Here is a 19,498-nt window from a genome sequence, read left to right as displayed (position 1 = left end):
CCCGGGCACCCCCGGGTATCCAAACATGCGCCGCAGGCTAAACAAAAGCAGTTAAAGATTCAAGACCCGCCAAAGCAGACACAACAAGCACCGCAGGCAACCACCCACCCCAACAAAACACCCCCATGCCAACCACCCACAAATACCTCCTCGCCTTCGACCAGGGCACCACCAGCTCCCGCGCCATCGTCTTCAATCACGAAGGCGCCATCGTCCAGCGCGCCCAGCGCGAGTTCCGCCAGATTTACCCGCAACCGGGCTGGGTGGAGCATGACCCGCAAGAAATCTGGGGCAGTCAGGTCGCCGTTGCCGCGCAGGCGGTGGCCATGGCCGGGCTGCAGGCCACCGACATCGCCGCCATCGGCATCACCAACCAGCGCGAAACCACTTTGCTGTGGGATCGCGCCACCGGCCAGCCGGTTTACAACGCCATCGTCTGGCAAGACCGCCGCACCGCCGCCTGGTGCGACCAACTCAAACACGATGGCCACGCCGATCTCGTCAAAAGCAAAACCGGCCTGCCCATTGACGCGTATTTTTCCGCCTCCAAACTCAAATGGCTGCTCGATAAGGTGCCCGACGCGCGCCGTCGCGCCAACAAGGGCGAGCTGGCCTTTGGCACCGTCGATAGCTGGCTGATCTGGAACCTCACCCAGGGCCAGCAACATCTGACTGACGTTTCCAACGCCGCGCGCACCATGCTGTTCAACATTCATACGCTGGCTTGGGACGACGATCTGCTGCGGCTGTTTGATATCCCGCGCAGCGTGCTGCCCGAAGTGCGCGGTTCCAGCGAGATTGTCGGCTACACGCGCAACGTGGTACCCGGCGGCGTGATTGCGCTGGCCGGCATCGCGGGCGATCAGCATGCGGCCTTGTTTGGCCAGCAATGCACGCAGCCTGGCATGGTCAAGAACACTTATGGCACCGGCTGTTTTTTGATGATGAACACCGGCCCCAAGCCGATGTCGTCGCAACACAATCTGCTCAGCACCGTGGCGTGGCAAATCAATGGGCAGACTACCTACGCGCTGGAGGGCAGCATCTTTACCACGGGCGCGGTCATCAAATGGCTGCGCGATGGCCTGGGCTTGATTCGCCACGCCAGCGAGATCGACGCATTGGCGCGCAGCGTGCCGGATACCGGCGGCGTGGTGCTGGTGCCCGCGTTTGCCGGTCTGGGCGCACCACACTGGAATGCCAACGCGCGTGGCTCTTTGTTTGGCGCCACGCTGGGCACCACCAGCGCGCATATCGCCCGCGCCGCGCTGGAAAGCATCGCGCTGCAAACGCTGGATGTGCTGGATGCCATGCGCGCTGACAGCGGCATGACGGTGAGCGAATTACGCGTGGACGGTGGCGCCACCGCCAGCGACTTATTGCTGCAATGTCAGGCCGATCTACTGCAACTGGACGTTATCCGCCCCCAAGTCACCGAAACCACCGCCTTGGGCGCTGCCTATCTGGCCGGTCTGGCAGTCGGCTACTGGAACGATCTACCGGCGTTGCAGGACCAATGGCAGCTACAGCAGCGCTTTAGCCCGCAAGCCTCGGCCGAGGACGTTAATCGACGAGTGGCAGCGTGGCAACGCGCCGTTAAAGCCGCCGTGGTCTGGGCGGATATGGGCTGACGGCCCGCGCGGGCGGCCTCAGTCTTACGGCCGATGTGGTGCGCGCGCCGCCCGGTTAGAGTGCCGCCGCGGCGATGCATTGCAGCGTAGATACAGGCCTGACGCGGCTTTGCGCGCGCTGGTACATCGCTTGCTTGCTTATTGCGGTGCACCAAACGCGCGGACGAACGTTGATACTCCACCGTGTTTAAAAGGGATTGTGCTGGGATATCCCTAATGCTGATTTCCACGGTATTTCCGATTTCGTAAGCTGATTTATAAAGGGGCGATTGCAGCATTACCCCGCTGCGCCTCCCCGGATAACGCGTTGCCAAGGTCCGGGCCACAAGCTGGATACCCAACCACGCGAAGGATAGCCAATGATGATCGCGCCCCCGTTTGAACCCTTGTCCATCCCGCGCCGCAAGCTGGTGGTGGCCAACTGGAAAATGCACGGCAATCTGGCCATGGTGCGGCAAGACGTGCCCGTACTGGCCGAACACGCACTGGCCGGCGTGCCGCTGATGCTGGCGCCGCCCGCGCCGTATCTGGGCGAAGTCGGCCGCTTTGCCCAGGGCAGTCAGCTGCATCTGTGCGGCCAGGATGTCGCCGAAGTCAGCGATGGCGAGCGCACCGGCGAATGGTCGGCCAGCATGCTGGCGGATCTGGGTTGCTGCCACGCGCTGGTGGGCCATTCCGAGCGCCGCCAGTTTCATTACGAAGATGACCGCCTGATTGCCGCCAAAGCGCGTGCTTGCTTGCGTGCCAGCATCACCCCGATTGTCTGCATCGGCGAAAGCCGCATCGCGCGCGACGCGGGCCAGACGCAAGAAGTGCTGCGCCGGCAACTGGCCAGCCTGCTGGATTGCGGCGCCTGGCGCGGCGCCTGGATTGCCTACGAGCCGCTGTGGGCCATCGGCAGCGGCGAGGCCGCCACGCCGCAAATGGCGCAAGACGTGCTCGCTTTTATCCGCAATCTGATAGCGCAGCAAGACCCCGCCATTGCACGCTCCATGCCGCTGTTGTACGGCGGTAGCGTCAAACCCGACAACGCCGCTTCGCTGTTTGCCATGCCCGATATCGATGGCGCGCTGGTGGGCAGTGCATCGCTGCAAACCGAATCGCTGCTGCAGATTTACGCCGCCGCCATCGAAGCCGATGCCGTTATTCCCCGCAATGCCGAACCGGTGCATTCAGCGTTACACAGCATCTGAAACCGAGAGGACCTGCATGACTAGTTTTGCCGAATTTATCCAGCAGCAATTGGGCGCTACCGATCGCGCCGATCTGGGCCTGTTGCTCAACCAGTTTGCCAGCGCCTGCAAAAGCATCGGCAACGCCATCAACCGCGCTGCTTTTACCGGGGCCAGTGGCGTTAGCAATACCGATAACGTGCAGGGCGAACATCAAAAGAAACTCGACATCATCTCCAACGATTTGATGATCGGCTGGACCCAATGGGGCGGCCATGCCGCAGCGATGGTGTCGGAAGAACTTGAAGCGATGTACAGCCTGCCGCCCGAGTTGCAACGCGGCCGCTATCTATTGGCGTTTGATCCGCTGGATGGCTCTTCCAACGTGGACGTCAATATCTCGGTGGGCAGCATTTTCAGCGTGCTGCTGGCGCCTGATCAACATCGCGCCGCCCGCGCCGAAGATTTTTTGCAGCCTGGCACGCAACAAGTGGCCGCAGGCTATGCGCTGTATGGCCCGTCCACCATGCTGGTGCTGACCACTGGCCAAGGCGTGAACGGCTTTACGCTGGATGCCGCCACCGGCGAATTCATGTTGACGCACCCCGCCATGAGCATCGAACCGGAAACGCGCGAGTTCGCCATCAACGCCTCCAATATGCGGCATTGGGAAACCCCGGTGCAGCGCTATATCGACGAATGTCTGGCTGGCAAAGAGGGCCCGCGCGGTAACAATTTCAATATGCGCTGGGTGGCCTCGATGGTGGCCGAGGTGCATCGCATCCTGATGCGGGGCGGCGTGTTCATGTACCCGCGCGACAACCGCGATCCGGCCAAACCGGGCAAATTGCGCCTGTTGTACGAAGCCAATCCGATGTCGTTCATCGTCGAACAAGCGGGCGGCGCCAGCACCACCGGCACCCAACGCATTCTTGAATTACAGCCCGACCATATCCACCAGCGCGTTGCCGTGATGCTCGGCTCGCGCCATGAAATCGAACGCATCGTTAGCTACCACCGCACGTAATCGTCTACCCAAACATCGAATCGGGGATTTGCACTATGGCACTGGTTTCCATGCGTCAACTGCTCGACCACGCGGCCGAGCATCAATACGGTTTACCTGCATTCAACGTCAACAATATGGAGCAGATGCGCGCCATTATGGAGGCGGCCGACCACACCAACAGCCCGGTGATCGTGCAGGCTTCGGCTGGCGCGCGCGCTTATGCCGGCGCGCCGTTCTTGCGTCATCTGATGCTGGCGGCGGTGGAAGAATTTCCGCATCTGCCGGTGGTAATGCACCAGGATCACGGCGCCAGCCCGGCCGTGTGTTTGCGCTCCATCCAGCTGGGTTTTTCTTCGGTGATGATGGATGGCTCGCTGCACGAAGACGGCAAAACCGCCACCGACTTTGATTACAACGTCAAGGTGACGCGTGCGGTGGCGGAATTTGCGCATGCTTGTGGCGTTTCGGTCGAAGGCGAACTGGGCGTGTTGGGCAGCCTGGTCACCGGCATGGCGGGCGAAGAAGACGGCGCGGGCGCGGAAGGTAAACTGGACCATTCGCAATTGCTGACCGACCCCGAAGAAGCCGCCCGGTTTGTCGAGGCCACGCACGTAGATGCGCTGGCGATTGCCATAGGCACCAGCCACGGCGCATACAAGTTCTCGTCGCCGCCGACCGGTGAGACGCTGTCGATTGACCGCGTCAAACTGATCCACGCGCGGCTGCCCAATACCCACCTGGTGATGCACGGCTCGTCGTCGGTGCCGCAGGAATGGATCAAGATCATCAACGAATACGGTGGCGATATCGCGCCGACGTGGGGCGTGCCGGTTGAAGAAATCGTGCAGGGCATCAAACACGGCGTGCGCAAGGTCAATATCGATACCGACTTGCGCATGGCCGCCACCGGCGCCATCCGCCGCGCCTTCGCGCAGAACCCGTCCGAATTTGATCCGCGCAAGTACCTCAAGCAAACGATTACGGCGATGCGCGATATCTGCATCGAACGCTACGAAGCGTTCGGCGCGGCTGGCCACGCTGGCCAGATCAAACCGATCTCGCTGGAAAAAATGGCCACGCGCTACGCCAAAGGCGAGCTGTAAACGCATAGGGTGGGTCTAGACCCACCACGCAAAGCCATGGCCCCATGCTGTGATCATGGCATGCCACATTGGGGGGCGGATCTGCCCAACCACTCCAAGTCGTTGCCCCATGCTGAGACCGTGGCATACCACTTGGGGTGGTGGGTCTCCACCCATCCCCCAAAGCCGCATATTCGGGCGTCGCTGCCCGGTTATGCCACTTTGAATGGTGGGTCTCCACCCATCACCCAAAGCCGCATATTCGGGCGTCGCTGCGCGGTTATGCCACTTTGAATGGTGGGTCTAGACCCACCCTATGCCGCATTGCGCTACATACCAGGTTGTATGATCGCGCTGCAACTCCATCAGCAAATTCTATTGCGCTCAACCCACCGTCAGCCCGAGCCAGAATTCATCCTTGATTTTGTAAATTTGTAACTATAACCATGTCAGTAGCCTGGACGTGACACGTAGCGCTTGCCCTGGCAAGTGACTCCCGCCCCTCCGATATGCGTGCAGCAGGCCCTCTTGTTCATCCGCACGATGAAGGAGCTGGTATGCCTGCAACGCTCAATTATCCTGGCGTGTACATCCAGGAACTGGGCAGTGGCGTCGCCACCATCACTGGTGTCGCCACGTCCATCGCCGCTTTCGCCGGGGCCGCGCCCATGGGGCCGGTTAACAAGGCGGTTGATCTGTTCAGCTTTGCCGATTACGAACGCACGTTTGGCGGGCTGGATGCCGATTCCGAAATGAGCTACGCCGTGCGCCAGTTTTTTCAGAACGGCGGCACGGAAGCTTTTGCCATTCGCGTTGTAAAAAGCGCCACCACCGCCAGCGCGCCACTCAGCAACGGCACCATCGACGTGCTGCAAGTCAACGCCGTGGACGCGGGCAGCGCGGGCAATAGCGTGGTGGCGACGGTGGATTACGGCACCGCCTTGCCGTCCAGCACCTTTAACCTTAGCGTGGTGCGCACCGCCGATAACGCGGTTGAGACCTTCAACAATCTGTCGCTCAATTCCGCCGATGCGCGTTATGCGCTGGATCTGGTCAATGGCGTGTCGCAGATTGTGCAGCTATCGCGCACCGTGCCCGCCGCCACACTTACTGCCTTGCCCGCCGCCACCACGCGCAGCGGCACGCTGGCGGATCCCCCAGTCGGCCTGAATGCCACGCACAAGGAATTCCAGGTGAGCGTCAACGGCAAAGCGCCGGTCACGGTCGATCTGACCTTGCCCGCTGACGGCGCCAGCCTGGCCGCGCTGGCCACCGCCATCACCGCACACGTCAAGGCGGGCGCGGCAGGGCGCAACGAATACGCCTTGTTTGAAGCCAGCGCCACCGGCGGCGTGCTGACGTTTAAATCTGGCGTGGCGGGCGAGTTTTCCAGCGTGCGCGTGCTACCAGGCCTGGCCAATAACGCTGCGGGCGTGCTCAAACTGGGTAGCGAAAACGGCGGTGCGGATGTCGATGCCGCCGCCGGCATCCGCCCCACCGCAACCGCCAAATTCCTGACCGGGGGCGGCGAAGTACCGTATGCCGCCGCCGACATGTATGGCGCGTTTATCGGTGATCGCGCCGTGCGCACCGGCATTTACGCGCTGGAAAGCGTCGATCTGTTCAACCTGCTGTGCCTGCCGGGCATTACCGACAGCGGCGTGCTTAACGATGCGGTGGCCTACGTGCAAGAGCGCCGCGCCTTTCTGATCATCGACGCGCCGCCCACCTCGATCAAACCAGCCGATATGGTCGCCACCATGACCGGCACCGCGCTGCCCAAATCCAGCTTCGCCGCCGTGTATTACCCGTGGATTTACATCGCTGATCCGCTCAAGAACGGCAAGCTGCGTCTCAGTGCGCCGTGCGGCACGGTGGCCGGATTATTTGCGCGCACCGACGCCGACCGCGGCGTGTGGAAAGCGCCCGCAGGCACCGAGGCCAGCCTGGTCGGTGTGCAAGCGCTCAGCTACGCGCTCACTGATCGGGAGCAGGGCACGCTGAACCCGCTGGGCTGCAATGCGCTACGCACGTTTCCGGTCTTTGGCGCGGTGTCGTGGGGCGCGCGCACGCTGCGTGGCGCCGACCAGATGACCGACGATTACAAATATGTGCCGGTGCGGCGGCTGGCTTTGTTTCTGGAAGAAAGCCTGTATCGCGGCACGCAGTGGGTGGTGTTCGAGCCCAACGATGAACCGCTGTGGGCGCAGATCCGGCTTAACCTGGGCGCATTCATGAACACGCTGTTTCGCCAGGGCGCGTTTCAGGGCAAAACCCCGCGCGACGCCTATCTGGTCAAGTGCGACAGCACCACCACCACGCAAAACGATATCAACCGTGGCGTGGTGAATATTCTGGTGGCGTTTGCGCCGCTCAAGCCCGCCGAATTTGTGGTGATCAGCATTCAGCAACTGGCCGGCCAGTTGCAGGTTTAAGGGGACGTAACCATGGCTCAGTTCACCGTCAATGCGCAGCGTTTTGATCCGTACAAAAACTTCAAATTCCGCATCAAATGGGATGGCCATTATGTGGCCGGCGTCAGCAAGGTATCGGCGCTCAAACGTACCACCGAAGTGGTTAAACACCGCGAGGGTGGCGACCCCAGCAGCAGCCGCAAATCGCCCGGCCGCACCGAATACGACGCCATAACGCTGGAACGCGGCGTGACTCACGATGCCGACTTCGAGCGCTGGGCCAACAAGGTGTGGAACTACGGCAATGGCCTGGGCGCGGAAGTGTCGCTCAAGGATTTTCGCAAGGATCTGATCATCGAGTTGTACAACGAGGCCGGGCAACTGGTGCTGGCGTACAAGGTGTTCCGCTGCTGGGTTAGTGAATTCCAGTCGCTGCCCGATCTGGACGCCAACGCCAACGCCGTGGCCATTGCGCGCATCAAGCTGGAAAACGAAGGCTGGGAGCGCGATTACGAAGTCGCCGAGCCCACCGAGCCCAGCTTTACCGAGCCCGCCTGACGCTCACCGCACCTGACCAGGACTCCACATCGTGACGCTGACCGCGCTTGACTGGCTGGACACGTGGGAACGCAGCCAGACCCTACCGTTGCCATTGCGCCCGTGCGCGTTGCTGGCGCCGCTGATGCCCGGTGGCCAGGCCGCAGCCGAGCAACTGCCGCTGGGTTGGCGCGACCGCCAGCTGCTGCAATTGCATGCCGCGCTGTTCGGGCCTGCGCTGCCCGCCACGGTGGCGTGCCCGGCTTGCAACGAACGCCTGGAAATCACGCTGGATTGCCACGCCTTGCAGATCGACGCCCCCAGCGAGGCACCGCGTGAACTCAGCGTGCAATGGCAGGGCGAGCGCATCAGTTATCGCTTGCCCGATAGCCGCGATCTGGCCGCGCTCCAGCACGAAACCGACACGCAGGCCGCGCAATCGCGCTTGTTGCAACGCTGCGCGCCCGCCGCGATCACCCTGCCGGACCTGGCACGCGAAGAGATCGCCGCCGCGATGGCCCAAGCCGACCCGCAAGCCGCCACATTGCTGGATCTGCAATGCCCCAATTGCGCTGAACAGTGGGATGAGCTGTTCGATATCGGCGTGTATCTGGACGACGCGTTAGGGCAATGGAGCGAGCGTCTGCTCGACCAGGTGCACGTGCTGGCGCAAGCCTATGGCTGGAGCGAAACGCAGATTCTGGCGCTGAGCCCCAACCGGCGTGCACGCTATCTGGCGCGGGTGCTGTCGTGACCGCGTACCTGGCGCTGCTGGCGCGCCGCGCGCTGCAACCGGCCGCGATCCGGCCACGCGTGCTGTCGCGCTTTGAGAGCGACGCGGCTGCGCCGGGTGGATTCGAGATTCAGAACGCCGAGGCCGCTGCGCCAGCGCCGCTGGTCGTCGAAACGCCCGCGCGGCCGCTGCCGCAGGCGACCCACGTAATGGCCGAGGTCGCGACCGCGGAACCACCCGCCGCCGCGCACACGCCACAATCCCGTTTCGAGCATGTCGCGCCCTTGCAGACCACCGCCGCGCAAATGCCACTGCGCGAGGCCACCGCATTTGCCACCGCCACGGCGGCGCAGTCCATCCAGACGCCAGCCGCGCCGCAAAGCGCCTTGCACACGGCGGCGCAACCGGTCACCGAACGCATCATCGAGCGCATCGAACAGCAGCACAGCAGGCAAACCACGTTGCTGCAGCCGATTCTGAACACCCCAACGCAAATGCAAGCGGCGGCCATTAACGCCGCCGCAGAACCAATCGCCCCGCGCATCGAACACCACACCGAGCGCCTGACGCTGGTGGAACCGCGCCTGCCCGCGCACCACGCGTCGCCGTTGCAAGCGGCCGCGCCCATAGCCGCAGCACCGGCAGGGCCCACCGTAGAAATCAGCATCGGTCGCATCGAAATCCTGCCCGACCGCGCGCCCGCGCCCGTTGCCGCTGCAACGCAAGCTGCGCCGGGCAAACCAGCAGCCCAATCGCTGGATGACTATCTGCAAACCCGCAGCGGGAGACGCGCATGAGCACCGCGCTGGGCATGGCGGCCACTGCGGCCGTATTGCAGCAAATCATCCAGAACGGCTTTGGCGCGATCAAACTTGATGATCTGCTGGGCGTGCACACCATCAACGTCACCTGCATTGCGCCCGAGCGCATCGCGGCCGATAGCGAGGTCGATCAGCTCAATCTGTTTTTGTACAACCAGATGCGCAATCCGGGCTGGTTTAACCAGGATTTGCCCAGCCGCGACGCCCGCGGCGACCGCATCAGCAATCCGGCGTTGGCACTGGATCTGCATTTTTTGCTGGGCGCGTATGGCGTAGCCGATTTCCATGCCGAAGCGATGCTGGGCGTGGCCATGCAAACGCTGCACGACACGCCGGGTCTGGGCCGCGATGCGATCCGCGCGGCGCTGAAACCCGATGCCAGCAAGGCCAATATCCCCAACACTTTCCAACTGGCCGGGCTGGCCGACCAGATCGAGCAGTTGCGCATTGTGGCGCTCAACCTCACTGACGACGAGCTATCGCGTATCTGGGCCGCGCTGCAAACGCCCGCGCGACCCAGTGCCGCTTATGTGGTCAGCGTGTTGTTAACGCAAACGCCGCGCAGCAGCCGCACGCCGTTGCCGGTACGCACGCGCAATCTGTATGTGGTGCCACTGAATGCGCCGCGCATCGATCAGGTGATGGCGGGGGACAGTCTCAGCGAGCCGATCCTGCCCGATAGCGTGCTTAACGTCAGCGGCACGCAACTGGATGCCACCACGCTCAGCGTACTGGTCAATGGCGACGACTACGCCAGCGCTGTCACGCAAGCTGACCGCGACCATCTCAGCTTTGGCTTGTCCTTGCCTGCGCCCACGCCGGGCATCCCCAGTACCTTGCGCGCCGGCGTGTGCACACTGCAGATTGTGCACCCCATGTTGATGGGCACGCCGCCGCAGGTGCAGGGCGGGCAGGAATCCAATCTGGCGGCGTTTGTGCTCAATCCGGCCGCCAGCTTTGTGGTGCAAGCGGGCGTCACCAGCAATGTGGTGGAGGGCGTGACGTATCGCAGTGGCGTCATTACCGCCAGCGCGGTGCCGCGCATCGGCAACCGGCAGCGCGTGCGCTTGTTGCTGAACCAGATCAACCCACCCGCCGGGCACGCGCCCAAGGCCTACAGCTTTAACGCCAGCGCGGGCAATGGCATTGTCGCGCCTGCGGATAGCGCCGCCAGCGTCAACATTGAATTTCAGCAGGTGGTGCAGGGCAGTTATCTGGCGCGCTTGCAGGTGGATGCGGGCACCAGCCCGCTGACGTTGGGGCCGGATGGCCAGTTTGCCGGACCGGTGGTCACGCCATGAGCGCACGCCGCGATTTTGCCGCCAACCAGCAAGCGCTGGATGCCGCTTTGGGCGACTTGTCGCGCTATCTGCACGCGCGGCGCGATGGCGTAACGCCCTTGCCCAAAACCTGGCAACGCACGCCGCCCGCGCTCGAACGCGTGGCGCAACGGCTGGGGCTGAGCCGTTTTGAACAGGAAATTTTGCTGCTGGCGGCCGGGGCCGAACTCGACACCACGCTGCAGCAGGTACTCACGCAATTGCATGGCGACGCGCAAAAACCGTGGCCGACCTTTGCGCTGGCTTTGGCCACCTTGCCCGAGCCCGATTGGGCTGCGATTACGCCGGTGGCACGTTTGCGCCGCTGGCAATTGCTGCAACCGGCGGGCAGCGGTAGTGCCCTGCAAGCGCGGCTGGTGCTGGACGAAGCCGTGCTGCATTGGGTGGCGGGCGTCAGTTATCCGGAGCCGCGGCTGGAACCGTGGATTACGCCGCAGAGCGTGCCGAACGCGCAGGTGGCCGATGCCGCGCTCGATACGCTGGGCGCGCGCTGGCAAACCGCCGCCAGCCTGGGCAGCGCGCCGGTAGCCCGCTTTGAAGACGCCGATGGCGAGGCGCTGGTGCTGCAACTGGCGGGCCAGCTTGATCTGCGCCTGTACCGGCTGCAGCCCGATCTGCTGCCCAATAACCATGCCGAACTCGACGCCCTGGCGCGCTTGTGGGAACGCGAAGCGCTGCTGCGCAACGCCGTGTTGTGGGTGGAACTCGATCATCCCGAACCCGGTCAGGCCACGCGTTTAAGCCACTGGCTGGACGAGCTGCAAGGCCTGGTGGTGGTGACGGGCGAGGGCACGCTGACGCTACGCCGCACGCAAATCCCGATTGAATGGCACGGTGCGGATGCGGGCAGCCGGCATCTGCATTGGCAAGCCGAACTGGGCGCGGAAGCCATGGGCCATCTCAACGGTCGTCTCGGCCATATCGCCGAACAATTCCAGTTGCCTGCCAGCGCCATCGGCCGCATCGCGCGCGAATGGCAAGGCACCTCCGCGCGCGACCCCGATGCGCTGTGGCAAGCCTGCCGCAGCGAGGCACGGCACGATCTGGACCAGCTGGCCGAGCGCGTGCAATCCAGCGCCACCTGGGACGATCTGATCCTGCCGCATGCCACGCTGGTCACCTTGCGTACGCTGGCGGCGCAAGTGCGGCAACGCACCACGGTGTATCGCGAATGGGGCTTTGCGCAGCGCGGCGGGCGTGGGCTGAGCATCAGCGCGCTGTTTGCCGGCACCAGCGGCACCGGCAAAACGCTGGCGGCCGAAGTGCTGGCCAATACCTTGCAACTGGATCTGTATCGCATCGACCTGGCGGGCCTGGTCAGCAAATACATCGGCGAAACCGAAAAAAACCTGGCGCGGGTGTTTGCGGTGGCCGAACGCAGTGGCGCCATCCTGTTGTTTGACGAGGCCGATGCGCTGTTTGGCAAACGCAGCGAAGTGCGCGATAGCCATGATCGCTACGCCAATCTGGAAGTCAGCTATCTGCTGCAGCGCATCGAAACCTATCGCGGCCTGGCGATATTAACCACCAATCTCAAGCAATCGATTGACACGGCGTTTCAGCGACGGCTGCGTTTTATTGTGCAGTTTCCGTTTCCCGATACCGAAGCGCGCAGCGCCATCTGGTCGCGCGTGTTTCCGCTACATGCGCCGCTGCAGCAGATCGACGTCAGCAAGCTGGCGCGCTTGTCGCTCTCGGGCGGGCATATCCGCAATCTGGCGTTGAATGCGGCGTTTCTGGCGGCGGACGAACACACCGCCATCGGCATGCGCCATCTGCGCGTGGCGGCCGAGGCCGAATTTGCCAAGCTGGAAAAACCGCTGCCTGTGGCCGATGTGGGGGACTGGGCATGAAGCCGCGCACCGCAGCGCCACCGCAATTTAATCTGCGCATTGGCAGTCTGGCCGTGCCCGGCATGAGCGTACGCGACGGCCAACGCCTGGCCCGTGCGTTTGAACACGAACTAAGCCGCTTGCTGGCGGCGCAACCGTTGCCTGCGCAGGGCTTTCAGCGCGAACGGCTGCAATTGCCGCGCCTGCATCGCACCGCCGCCGAACGGCCCGAGCGCACCGGCACGCGGCTGGCGCGCCTGATTGCCACGCAGTTGCTAACGCCGCCCGATGTGGAGGCCGAGCATGGTTGATCGCGCCCCCAGCCAGGTCGCCGACGCACCCGCCACGCACGCCGCCGCGCGCAGCCTGTTACTGCAACGTAAATGCGCCTGCGGCGGCAATGCCGGCGGGGGCGGCGAGTGCGACAGCTGCGCCGCCGCGCGTGAACAAGGCGGCGCATTGCAACGGCATAGCCACGGCCCGGCCGCCAGCCTGAACGCGGGCGTGCCGCATTCAGTTACCGACACGCTCAGCCGCCCCGGTCGGCCGCTGGATGCCGATACCCGCAGCTTTATGGAAAGCCGCTTCGACAGCGATTTTGGCAGCGTGCGCATCCATAACGACAGCGCCGCGGCGCAATCAGCGCGCGATGTGTCGGCGCACGCGTATACCGTCGGCAACAACGTGGTGTTTGGCGATGGCCAATACCAGCCGCACAGCGACAGCGGCCGCCATCTGCTGGCGCATGAACTGGCGCACACGCTGCAACAGCAAGGCTTGCAGCGCGCGGGGATCAGCAATCTGGCCGATCAAGGCCCGGATTATCAGCGCATGGAGCACGAGGCTGACCACGCCGCCGACCATGTGATGCGCGGCATCAGCCTGCCGCGTGGTTTGCTGAGCCAGGGCGGACTGCGCTTGTCGCGCAAGGCCGACGCCAAAACCAAACCACCGGCCCCGGCCGCAACCGAGGCGGGCGCCACGCCAGTGCCCGACGAGAAAAATCCAGACAAGGGGCCGGGTTTTACCGTCGCCTACAACACCGAATCGCGCAATCGCAGTTTCGAGTTACACAGCAGCGACGAACCGGTGCCGATTGAAGGCAAAGTGGACAAAAAAGAGGCCGAATACACCGTTGCCAAACTGGTGTTGCCGCCGCAAAAAGGCCCCGATGCGCTGGCGTTTTACAAAACGCCATATCGGCCGCTGAAGACCACGTTTGAATGGGATGGCGCCAAGCCCCGGCCCGCCGACAAGTTCAAGATTGCGCGCGACCCCACCGCCACCTTGCAGAAAAACTGGCTGGGCAAGTTCAACTACAAGACGGGCAAAGACGCCGACAAGCGCTGGAATGAAGTGGGCGGCAAAAAGAATTTCCCGGAAATCCCCACCGGCCCCACCTGCCAGGTCGACCATATTCAGGAACTGCAGGTGAACGGCGACAACAGCGCGCAGAACCTGCAATTGCTGGATGCCATCGATAACGGATCCAGCGGCAGCCTGATCTGGCAGCAGATTTCCACGCTGGCCAATATGGCGCTGGCCGACGCGACTGCCACGCTGGGCAAAAAGAACAAGCCCAAACTGGTGACGCTGCATTTTCAGAGCGTGGATATGCAGGGCGCGCCCACCAAGGGCCTGTGTTACGACCTGGGCAAACGTTTTGCCGACCCCAGCATCACCAAGGAAAGCGGCGCGCCCACCATCGATTTCGACATGCTGGTGCTGGGCAATGTGGTCAAGCTGAAGCTGCCGGGCACCGCGGACAAAATCGTGCCGTTTACCGGCGTCAACGCTGGGGCCGCCAATGTGCTGAAGGGCCTGACGCTGGTGTCGATCGAGCGCGATCTGAAAGGCAAGGGCGGCGACCGCATTCACGCCAGCATCGACGCCGAAAAATTCCGCATGAAAAAGGGCAAACCGGGCGGTGACTTCAGCATGAAGTTGGGGCCGCAGCGCGATCTATTGCTGCCCAAAAACCTGTTAGGCCAGCCGTTTACTTATGAATATGTCGGCATGAGCCCCGGCAAGTTAACCAGCCTGAGTATCGATGGTGACGGCATCAAGGCAGAGGGCACGCTCAAGCCCAGTCTGCCCTTGTTGCCCGAGCTGAAAGTAGCCATCGACAGCGCCGGTTTTAAAGTGACCAGCGCGCTGGACCCGGCCAAGCTGAAGCCGCCGTTCCCCGGTGTAAAAGTGACCGAAGCGTCGTTGTCGGTCTTGCTGGCGCCCGAATTCCGCCCCGAGGGTAATCTGGCGTTTGCGTTTGGCGGCGCCAAAACCGTGGCGGACCTGAAGCTGAAAGCCACCGCCGACGCTAATGGCCTGGTGCTGCGTGGCGATCTGTTTGTGTATGTGCCGGGCCTGGACAGCACCAAGGGCGAAGTCACTTACCAGGGCGGCGAATGGAGCGGCGGCGTCAAGATTGAAACCGCGCAAATGGCCGGCAAGATTCCGTGGGTGCAGAGCGGCATGATCAATGTCGCATTGGCCAAGGGCAAGATCGGCGCCACCGGCGAAGTGCAACTCAAGCTACCGGGCGACAATCCGGCCACCCTGACCGTCAGTTACACCAACGAAAAATGGTTGTTTAAAGGCCAGGGCCGCTTTGATACCAAAAACAAATTCCTCGACCCGGTCGACGCCATGCTCAGCTACGACGGCGAGGCGTTTCTGGTGCATGGCAAAACCGGCGTCAAGTTCAAAGGTTTCCATGGCACGGTCGATGCCTGGTACAAAAAGAAGGGTACCGAGGAAAGTTTCTGGGGCACAGGCGAGATCGATATCAGCAAAGGCCGCGCCACCGGCAAGCTCAAGATCGACCTCAACCCCAATGGCAAAGTCAGCGGTAAGGGCACGCTTAAATATGTGATCCAGGAAGCCAAGGACGGCAAGCAAGGCATGGTGGCCGACGCCAGCGTGACCATGGATCAGAACCAGAAAATCACCTTTGAAGGCGATCTGACGTTTCCGGATATCACGCTGTTCAAGCGCTTTCCCGAGAAAGAAGAACCGCACGAAATCTTTGCCGCCTCGGGCAGTTTTCCGGTGCCGGGCGCGTCGATCGGGCCGATCGGGCTCAAGTTCAAGCTGTACGGCAGCATTGGTTATTACTACTACGTCGGGCCTGGGGTGCTCACCGGCATCAAGGCGTCGGTGAAGTTTGATCCGTTTGAAGACAACCCCGATTTCAGCTTCAGCATGCGCGCCAAAGCGGTGATTCCGGCTGGCGGTGGCATTACCGGCGTGCTGGGCGCGGATGCGGTACTGGACGTGCTGATCGGCGAAGTGGGCGGCGGCATCTCGGTGCACGCCAGCGCCGGGCTGGAAGGCAAGGCCGAGCTGGCCAGCGAGATCGCCTACACCAAGGATCGCTTTAGCGTGGACGCGAGTGGTTATATCGGCGGCGGGTTGATTCTGGCGGCGTCGTTGCATGCCCATCTATATGCCGAAGCGGGCGTCAGCATCTTCAAGGTGCGTACCGAAAAAGACTGGGAACTGCTGGGTGGCAAGCTCGATACCGGCTTGAGTCTGGGCGTGCGCATGCCGCTGCATTACGACAGCGTGGATGGTTTCCGCATGCCCAAACTGTCCGACATCAAACGCGAGCCAGCCGAACTCAATATCGACACCACCGACCTGATCGGCCGCCTATTGGGCAAGACCACACCGAAAGAGGTCGAGAAATGACCACCAGCATCAGCCCCAAAGTCCTGAAGGGCGGCCTGATCTTGATCGACCCGGAAAGCGGCGCGGTGCAACGCGTGATTGCGCTGCAATACAACCCCGATTTGCTGACGCGCACGCTGGTGCCGCAATCGGTGGGCGGCACCGCCACGCTGGCCGAACCGCTGCGGCTGAAAGGCCCGCCGATTGAGACCATCAAGCTGGATGCCGAGATCGACGCCACCGACCAGCTGGAGTTTCCCGACCAGCATCGCACCGTGCTGGAAGTGGGCATCCACCCGCAACTGGCGGCGCTGGAAACCATTGTTTATCCCGACAGCGGCGCGCTGATCCGCAACAACCAGATGGCCAACGCCGGCACGCTGGAGATTGTGCCGGTGCAAGCGCCGCTGCCCTTGTTTGTGTGGAGCAAATCGCGCGTGGTGCCGGTGCGCATTACGGATTTCTCGATCATCGAAGAGGCGTTTGACGTCAACCTCAACCCCATCCGCGCGCGCGTCAATCTGGGCATGCGTGTGCTCAACATCAACGACCTGGGCTTTGGCGACAAAGGCGGCCACCTGTTTATGGTGTACCAGCAAAGCCGCGAACAACTGGCGCGCAAGGCATCGAGCGCCAGCTTGTCCAGCCTCGGTCTTAGCAGTCTGTTTTAAGGGATAACCCCGCCATGGCCACCACCGACCGCTTTCCCGCCAACAGCCGCTACGCCAATAGCGAAACCAGCCAGATTCCGCAGGCCGACGGCCACAATCTGGTGTATCTGAAACGCCGCTTTGTGCCTGATCCGGACCAGTACGTCACGCTGCAGATGTACCGCGTGGTGCAGGGCGATCGCATCGACCGCATGGCGGCTGCGGTGCTGGGAGACCCGTTACAGTTCTGGCGCATGCTGGATGCCAATGGCTGCCTGCAAGCGGGCGAGCTGGAAGAAATCGGCCGCCGCATCCGTCTGACCTTGCCGCAAGGCATACCGGGCTATCCCAATCTGGGGGGAATGTAATGCTGAAAGGCATCCACTTGACTTTGCTGGTCGGGCCAGCCATCCCCATCCCGGTGCCCAAGGTGATGATGGATATGTTGCTCAACGTCACCGTCACTTCGGCGGCGGGCGCGCGCAGCGGGTTTCAGCTGAGCTTTGCGCTGGAAAACAATTCGCCGCTGCACACGCTGTTGATTCTGAGCGGCGGGCGCGTGCCGTGGTTGCGCGTGATGATCTTGATTACGTTGAACAGCATGCCCACCGTGATCATGGACGGCATGATCACCAAGCAGGAAGTGACTGGCAGCAACGAGCCCGGCCAGAGCACGCTGACCATCACCGGCGAAGATTTATCGGTGGCAATGGACCAGCAGGTGTTCAGCGGCTTGCCCTATCCGGCGTTGCCGGTGGAAGCGCGCGTGGCGCTGATCGTGGCCAAGTACGCAATGCTGGGCATGGTGCCGTTGGTGATCCCGCAAATCTTTAGCGACGTGCCGATTCCGGTGGACAAGATTCCGGTGCATGAAGGCACCGACCTGGCCTATATCCAGCGCCTCGCCAAGGACGCGGGCTATGTGTTCTACGTGGACTGCGGCCCGGCGCCGGGCATGAACATCGCGTACTGGGGGCCGGAAATCAAACTGGGCTTGCCGCAACCGGCGCTTAACCTGGGCATGGATGCGGCCAGCAATGTCGAGAATATTTCGTTTGCCATCGACAACACCAAATCGACGCTGCCGATTGTGTTTATCCAGAACCAGATCACCAAATTTCCCATCCCCTTGCCGATCCCCGATATCAGCCTGATCAACCCGCCGCTGGGCCTGCTGGCGCCCGTGCCCAAGTCGATTACCTTGCTGAACGAAACTGCCAAATTGTCGCCGATGCAGGCGCTGTCGAAAGGCCTGGCCGCGGCCGCGACTGGCGCCGATGTGGTGACCGCCTCGGGCGCGTTGGATGTGCTGCGTTACGGCAATGTGCTGAAGGCGCGCGAACTGGTGGGCGTGCGCGGCGCGGGGCCGGCGTTTGATGGCATGTATTACGTGAAGAACGTCAGCAGCACCATCAAGCAAGGCGAGTTCAAACAGAAATTTACGCTGACGCGCAACGGGCTGATTTCGACGCTACCGAGGGTTCCTGTATGAGCGAGGGCAAGTATTACGGCAAGTATCGCGGCGTGGTGCTGAACAATATCGACCCGATGCAGACGGGGCGGATTCAGGTGCAGGTGCCCGATGTGCTGGGCGTGGGCATTTCGAGCTGGGCCATGCCGTGTGTGCCGTTTGCCGGTATCCAGAGCGGCATCTACACGGTGCCGCAAGTGGGGTCGGGCGTGTGGGTGGAGTTTGAGCAGGGCGACCATGATTACCCGATCTGGGTGGGCGGCTTCTGGGGCAGCGCGGCCGAGGTGCCCGCCTTGGCGCTGGCGGGGCTGCCGGTATCGCCGAGCATCGTGCTGCAGACGGGCAGCCAGAACACCGTGATGTTGTCGGATTTGCCGGGGCCAACCGGGGGGATTTTGTTGAAGAGCACGACGGGGGCGCTGATTTCGATTACCGAGATTGGCATCACGATCAGTAATGGGCAGGGGGCGACGATTATGTTGACGGGGCCGATGGTGAGTATCAATCAGGGGGCGTTGACGGTGGTGTAAGGGGGGCGGGGTGGTTGGGGCTGTTTAGCCTGCGGCGCGTTTTTGATGTTCGGCTGGTGCCGAACAAACCTTTTACCGCTTGAGCCTGCGGCGCATGTTTTGAAACCGGGGGGCGCCCCGTTGCGCCTCACTTTTCTTTGCTTCGCCAAAGAAAAGTAAGCAAAAGAAAGGCGACCCCACTCGCGAATCCTTCGCTCGCCAGGGGGCCCGGTAGGTCAAAAGCCGAAACGGACCGTCTGTTACTTCGATGGCTCAGCTGCCGCTCCGCGGACGCGACGCTTAGTCGGAGCCCCTAAGGGTCTCCTACCTTCGCGCGCTCAGGAGATGCCGCTGGTTTGCCAGGGTTGCTGCCTCGTTGCCTTTGGCAACATCGGGTGGGCGTGGTGACTGGGCCGTGACAATGAACGACTAGTGCACACGCTTAACGCTTTGTGCATAGGGTGGGTCTGGACCCACCACCCAAAGTGGCAAGCAAGAACAACTGGGCCAACCGCCCGCATATTTACCTCCTCGCGGAGGCATGCAAGAACAATCGGGCCGAATTACCCACATGCGTGCCTTCCCGCCGAGGCATGCAAGGAAACGTAGGGTGCGTTACCCGCAGGGC

Annotated in this window: 16 protein-coding genes; all 16 read left to right on the top strand. The window is 62.5% G+C overall.

What is annotated here, in order from left to right; genetic code table 11:
• The first annotated feature begins 125 nt into the window (after window positions 1-125).
• Window positions 126-1,631, top strand: coding sequence for a glycerol kinase GlpK (gene glpK, locus WG78_RS15405; RefSeq protein ID WP_053938740.1), 1,506 nt, complete (start codon window positions 126-128; stop codon window positions 1,629-1,631).
• A 359-nt stretch (window positions 1,632-1,990) separates the two neighbouring features.
• Window positions 1,991-2,824, top strand: coding sequence for a triose-phosphate isomerase (tpiA, locus tag WG78_RS15400; RefSeq protein WP_201782457.1), 834 nt, complete (start codon window positions 1,991-1,993; stop codon window positions 2,822-2,824).
• Between the two features lie 16 nt (window positions 2,825-2,840).
• Window positions 2,841-3,830, top strand: a complete 990-nt coding sequence (locus tag WG78_RS15395; RefSeq protein WP_053938739.1) for a class 1 fructose-bisphosphatase — start codon at window positions 2,841-2,843, stop codon at window positions 3,828-3,830.
• A 35-nt stretch (window positions 3,831-3,865) separates the two neighbouring features.
• Window positions 3,866-4,915: a class II fructose-bisphosphate aldolase gene (fba, locus tag WG78_RS15390; RefSeq protein ID WP_053938738.1), complete on the top strand. Its 1,050-nt coding sequence runs from the start codon at window positions 3,866-3,868 to the stop codon at window positions 4,913-4,915.
• Window positions 4,916-5,451: 536 nt separating this feature from the next.
• A complete protein-coding gene (locus WG78_RS15385) occupies window positions 5,452-7,329 on the top strand; it encodes a phage tail sheath subtilisin-like domain-containing protein (protein ID WP_053938737.1) in 1,878 nt (625 codons plus the stop codon).
• A gap of 12 nt (window positions 7,330-7,341) precedes the next feature.
• A complete protein-coding gene (locus tag WG78_RS15380; protein WP_053938736.1) occupies window positions 7,342-7,866 on the top strand; it encodes a phage tail protein in 525 nt (174 codons plus the stop codon).
• A gap of 31 nt (window positions 7,867-7,897) precedes the next feature.
• A complete protein-coding gene (locus WG78_RS15375) occupies window positions 7,898-8,599 on the top strand; it encodes a T4 family baseplate hub assembly chaperone (RefSeq protein ID WP_236692057.1) in 702 nt (233 codons plus the stop codon).
• On the top strand, window positions 8,596-9,375 hold the full coding sequence (locus WG78_RS15370; RefSeq protein ID WP_053938734.1) for a hypothetical protein: 780 nt from the start codon (window positions 8,596-8,598) through the stop codon (window positions 9,373-9,375). Before WG78_RS15375 ends, WG78_RS15370 begins: the two co-directional genes overlap by 4 nt.
• Entirely contained in the window at window positions 9,372-10,700 is a 1,329-nt protein-coding gene (locus WG78_RS15365) for a Pvc16 family protein (protein ID WP_053938733.1), read from the top strand. Before WG78_RS15370 ends, WG78_RS15365 begins: the two co-directional genes overlap by 4 nt.
• Window positions 10,697-12,592: an ATP-binding protein gene (locus WG78_RS15360; RefSeq protein WP_053938732.1), complete on the top strand. Its 1,896-nt coding sequence runs from the start codon at window positions 10,697-10,699 to the stop codon at window positions 12,590-12,592. The genes WG78_RS15365 and WG78_RS15360 overlap by 4 nt, the downstream gene beginning before the upstream one ends.
• Complete coding sequence (locus WG78_RS15355) at window positions 12,589-12,882, top strand: hypothetical protein (protein ID WP_053938731.1); 294 nt, start codon at window positions 12,589-12,591, stop codon at window positions 12,880-12,882. Before WG78_RS15360 ends, WG78_RS15355 begins: the two co-directional genes overlap by 4 nt.
• Window positions 12,875-16,261 carry an eCIS core domain-containing protein gene (locus tag WG78_RS15350; RefSeq protein ID WP_053938730.1) on the top strand — a complete coding sequence of 1,129 codons (3,387 nt, stop codon included), beginning with the start codon at window positions 12,875-12,877 and terminating at the stop codon, window positions 16,259-16,261. Before WG78_RS15355 ends, WG78_RS15350 begins: the two co-directional genes overlap by 8 nt.
• A complete protein-coding gene (locus tag WG78_RS15345; protein WP_053938729.1) occupies window positions 16,258-16,911 on the top strand; it encodes a hypothetical protein in 654 nt (217 codons plus the stop codon). The genes WG78_RS15350 and WG78_RS15345 overlap by 4 nt, the downstream gene beginning before the upstream one ends.
• Before the next feature lie 14 nt (window positions 16,912-16,925).
• Window positions 16,926-17,258 (top strand): hypothetical protein, encoded by a 333-nt coding sequence (locus tag WG78_RS15340; RefSeq protein WP_053938728.1) that lies wholly within the window; start codon window positions 16,926-16,928, stop codon window positions 17,256-17,258.
• Window positions 17,258-18,382, top strand: coding sequence for a hypothetical protein (locus WG78_RS15335; protein ID WP_053938727.1), 1,125 nt, complete (start codon window positions 17,258-17,260; stop codon window positions 18,380-18,382). The genes WG78_RS15340 and WG78_RS15335 overlap by 1 nt, the downstream gene beginning before the upstream one ends.
• The gene (locus WG78_RS15330) at window positions 18,379-18,891 is read left to right on the top strand and encodes a phage baseplate assembly protein V (RefSeq protein WP_053938726.1); all 513 of its coding nucleotides are present in this window, start codon (window positions 18,379-18,381) and stop codon (window positions 18,889-18,891) included. Before WG78_RS15335 ends, WG78_RS15330 begins: the two co-directional genes overlap by 4 nt.
• Window positions 18,892-19,498 lie beyond the last annotated feature (607 nt).

Origin of the sequence: Amantichitinum ursilacus (assembly GCF_001294205.1) — a bacterium.
Classification (GTDB): Bacteria; Pseudomonadota; Gammaproteobacteria; order Burkholderiales; family Chitinibacteraceae; genus Amantichitinum; species Amantichitinum ursilacus.
This window is presented reverse-complemented; position numbering and strand designations above follow the sequence as displayed.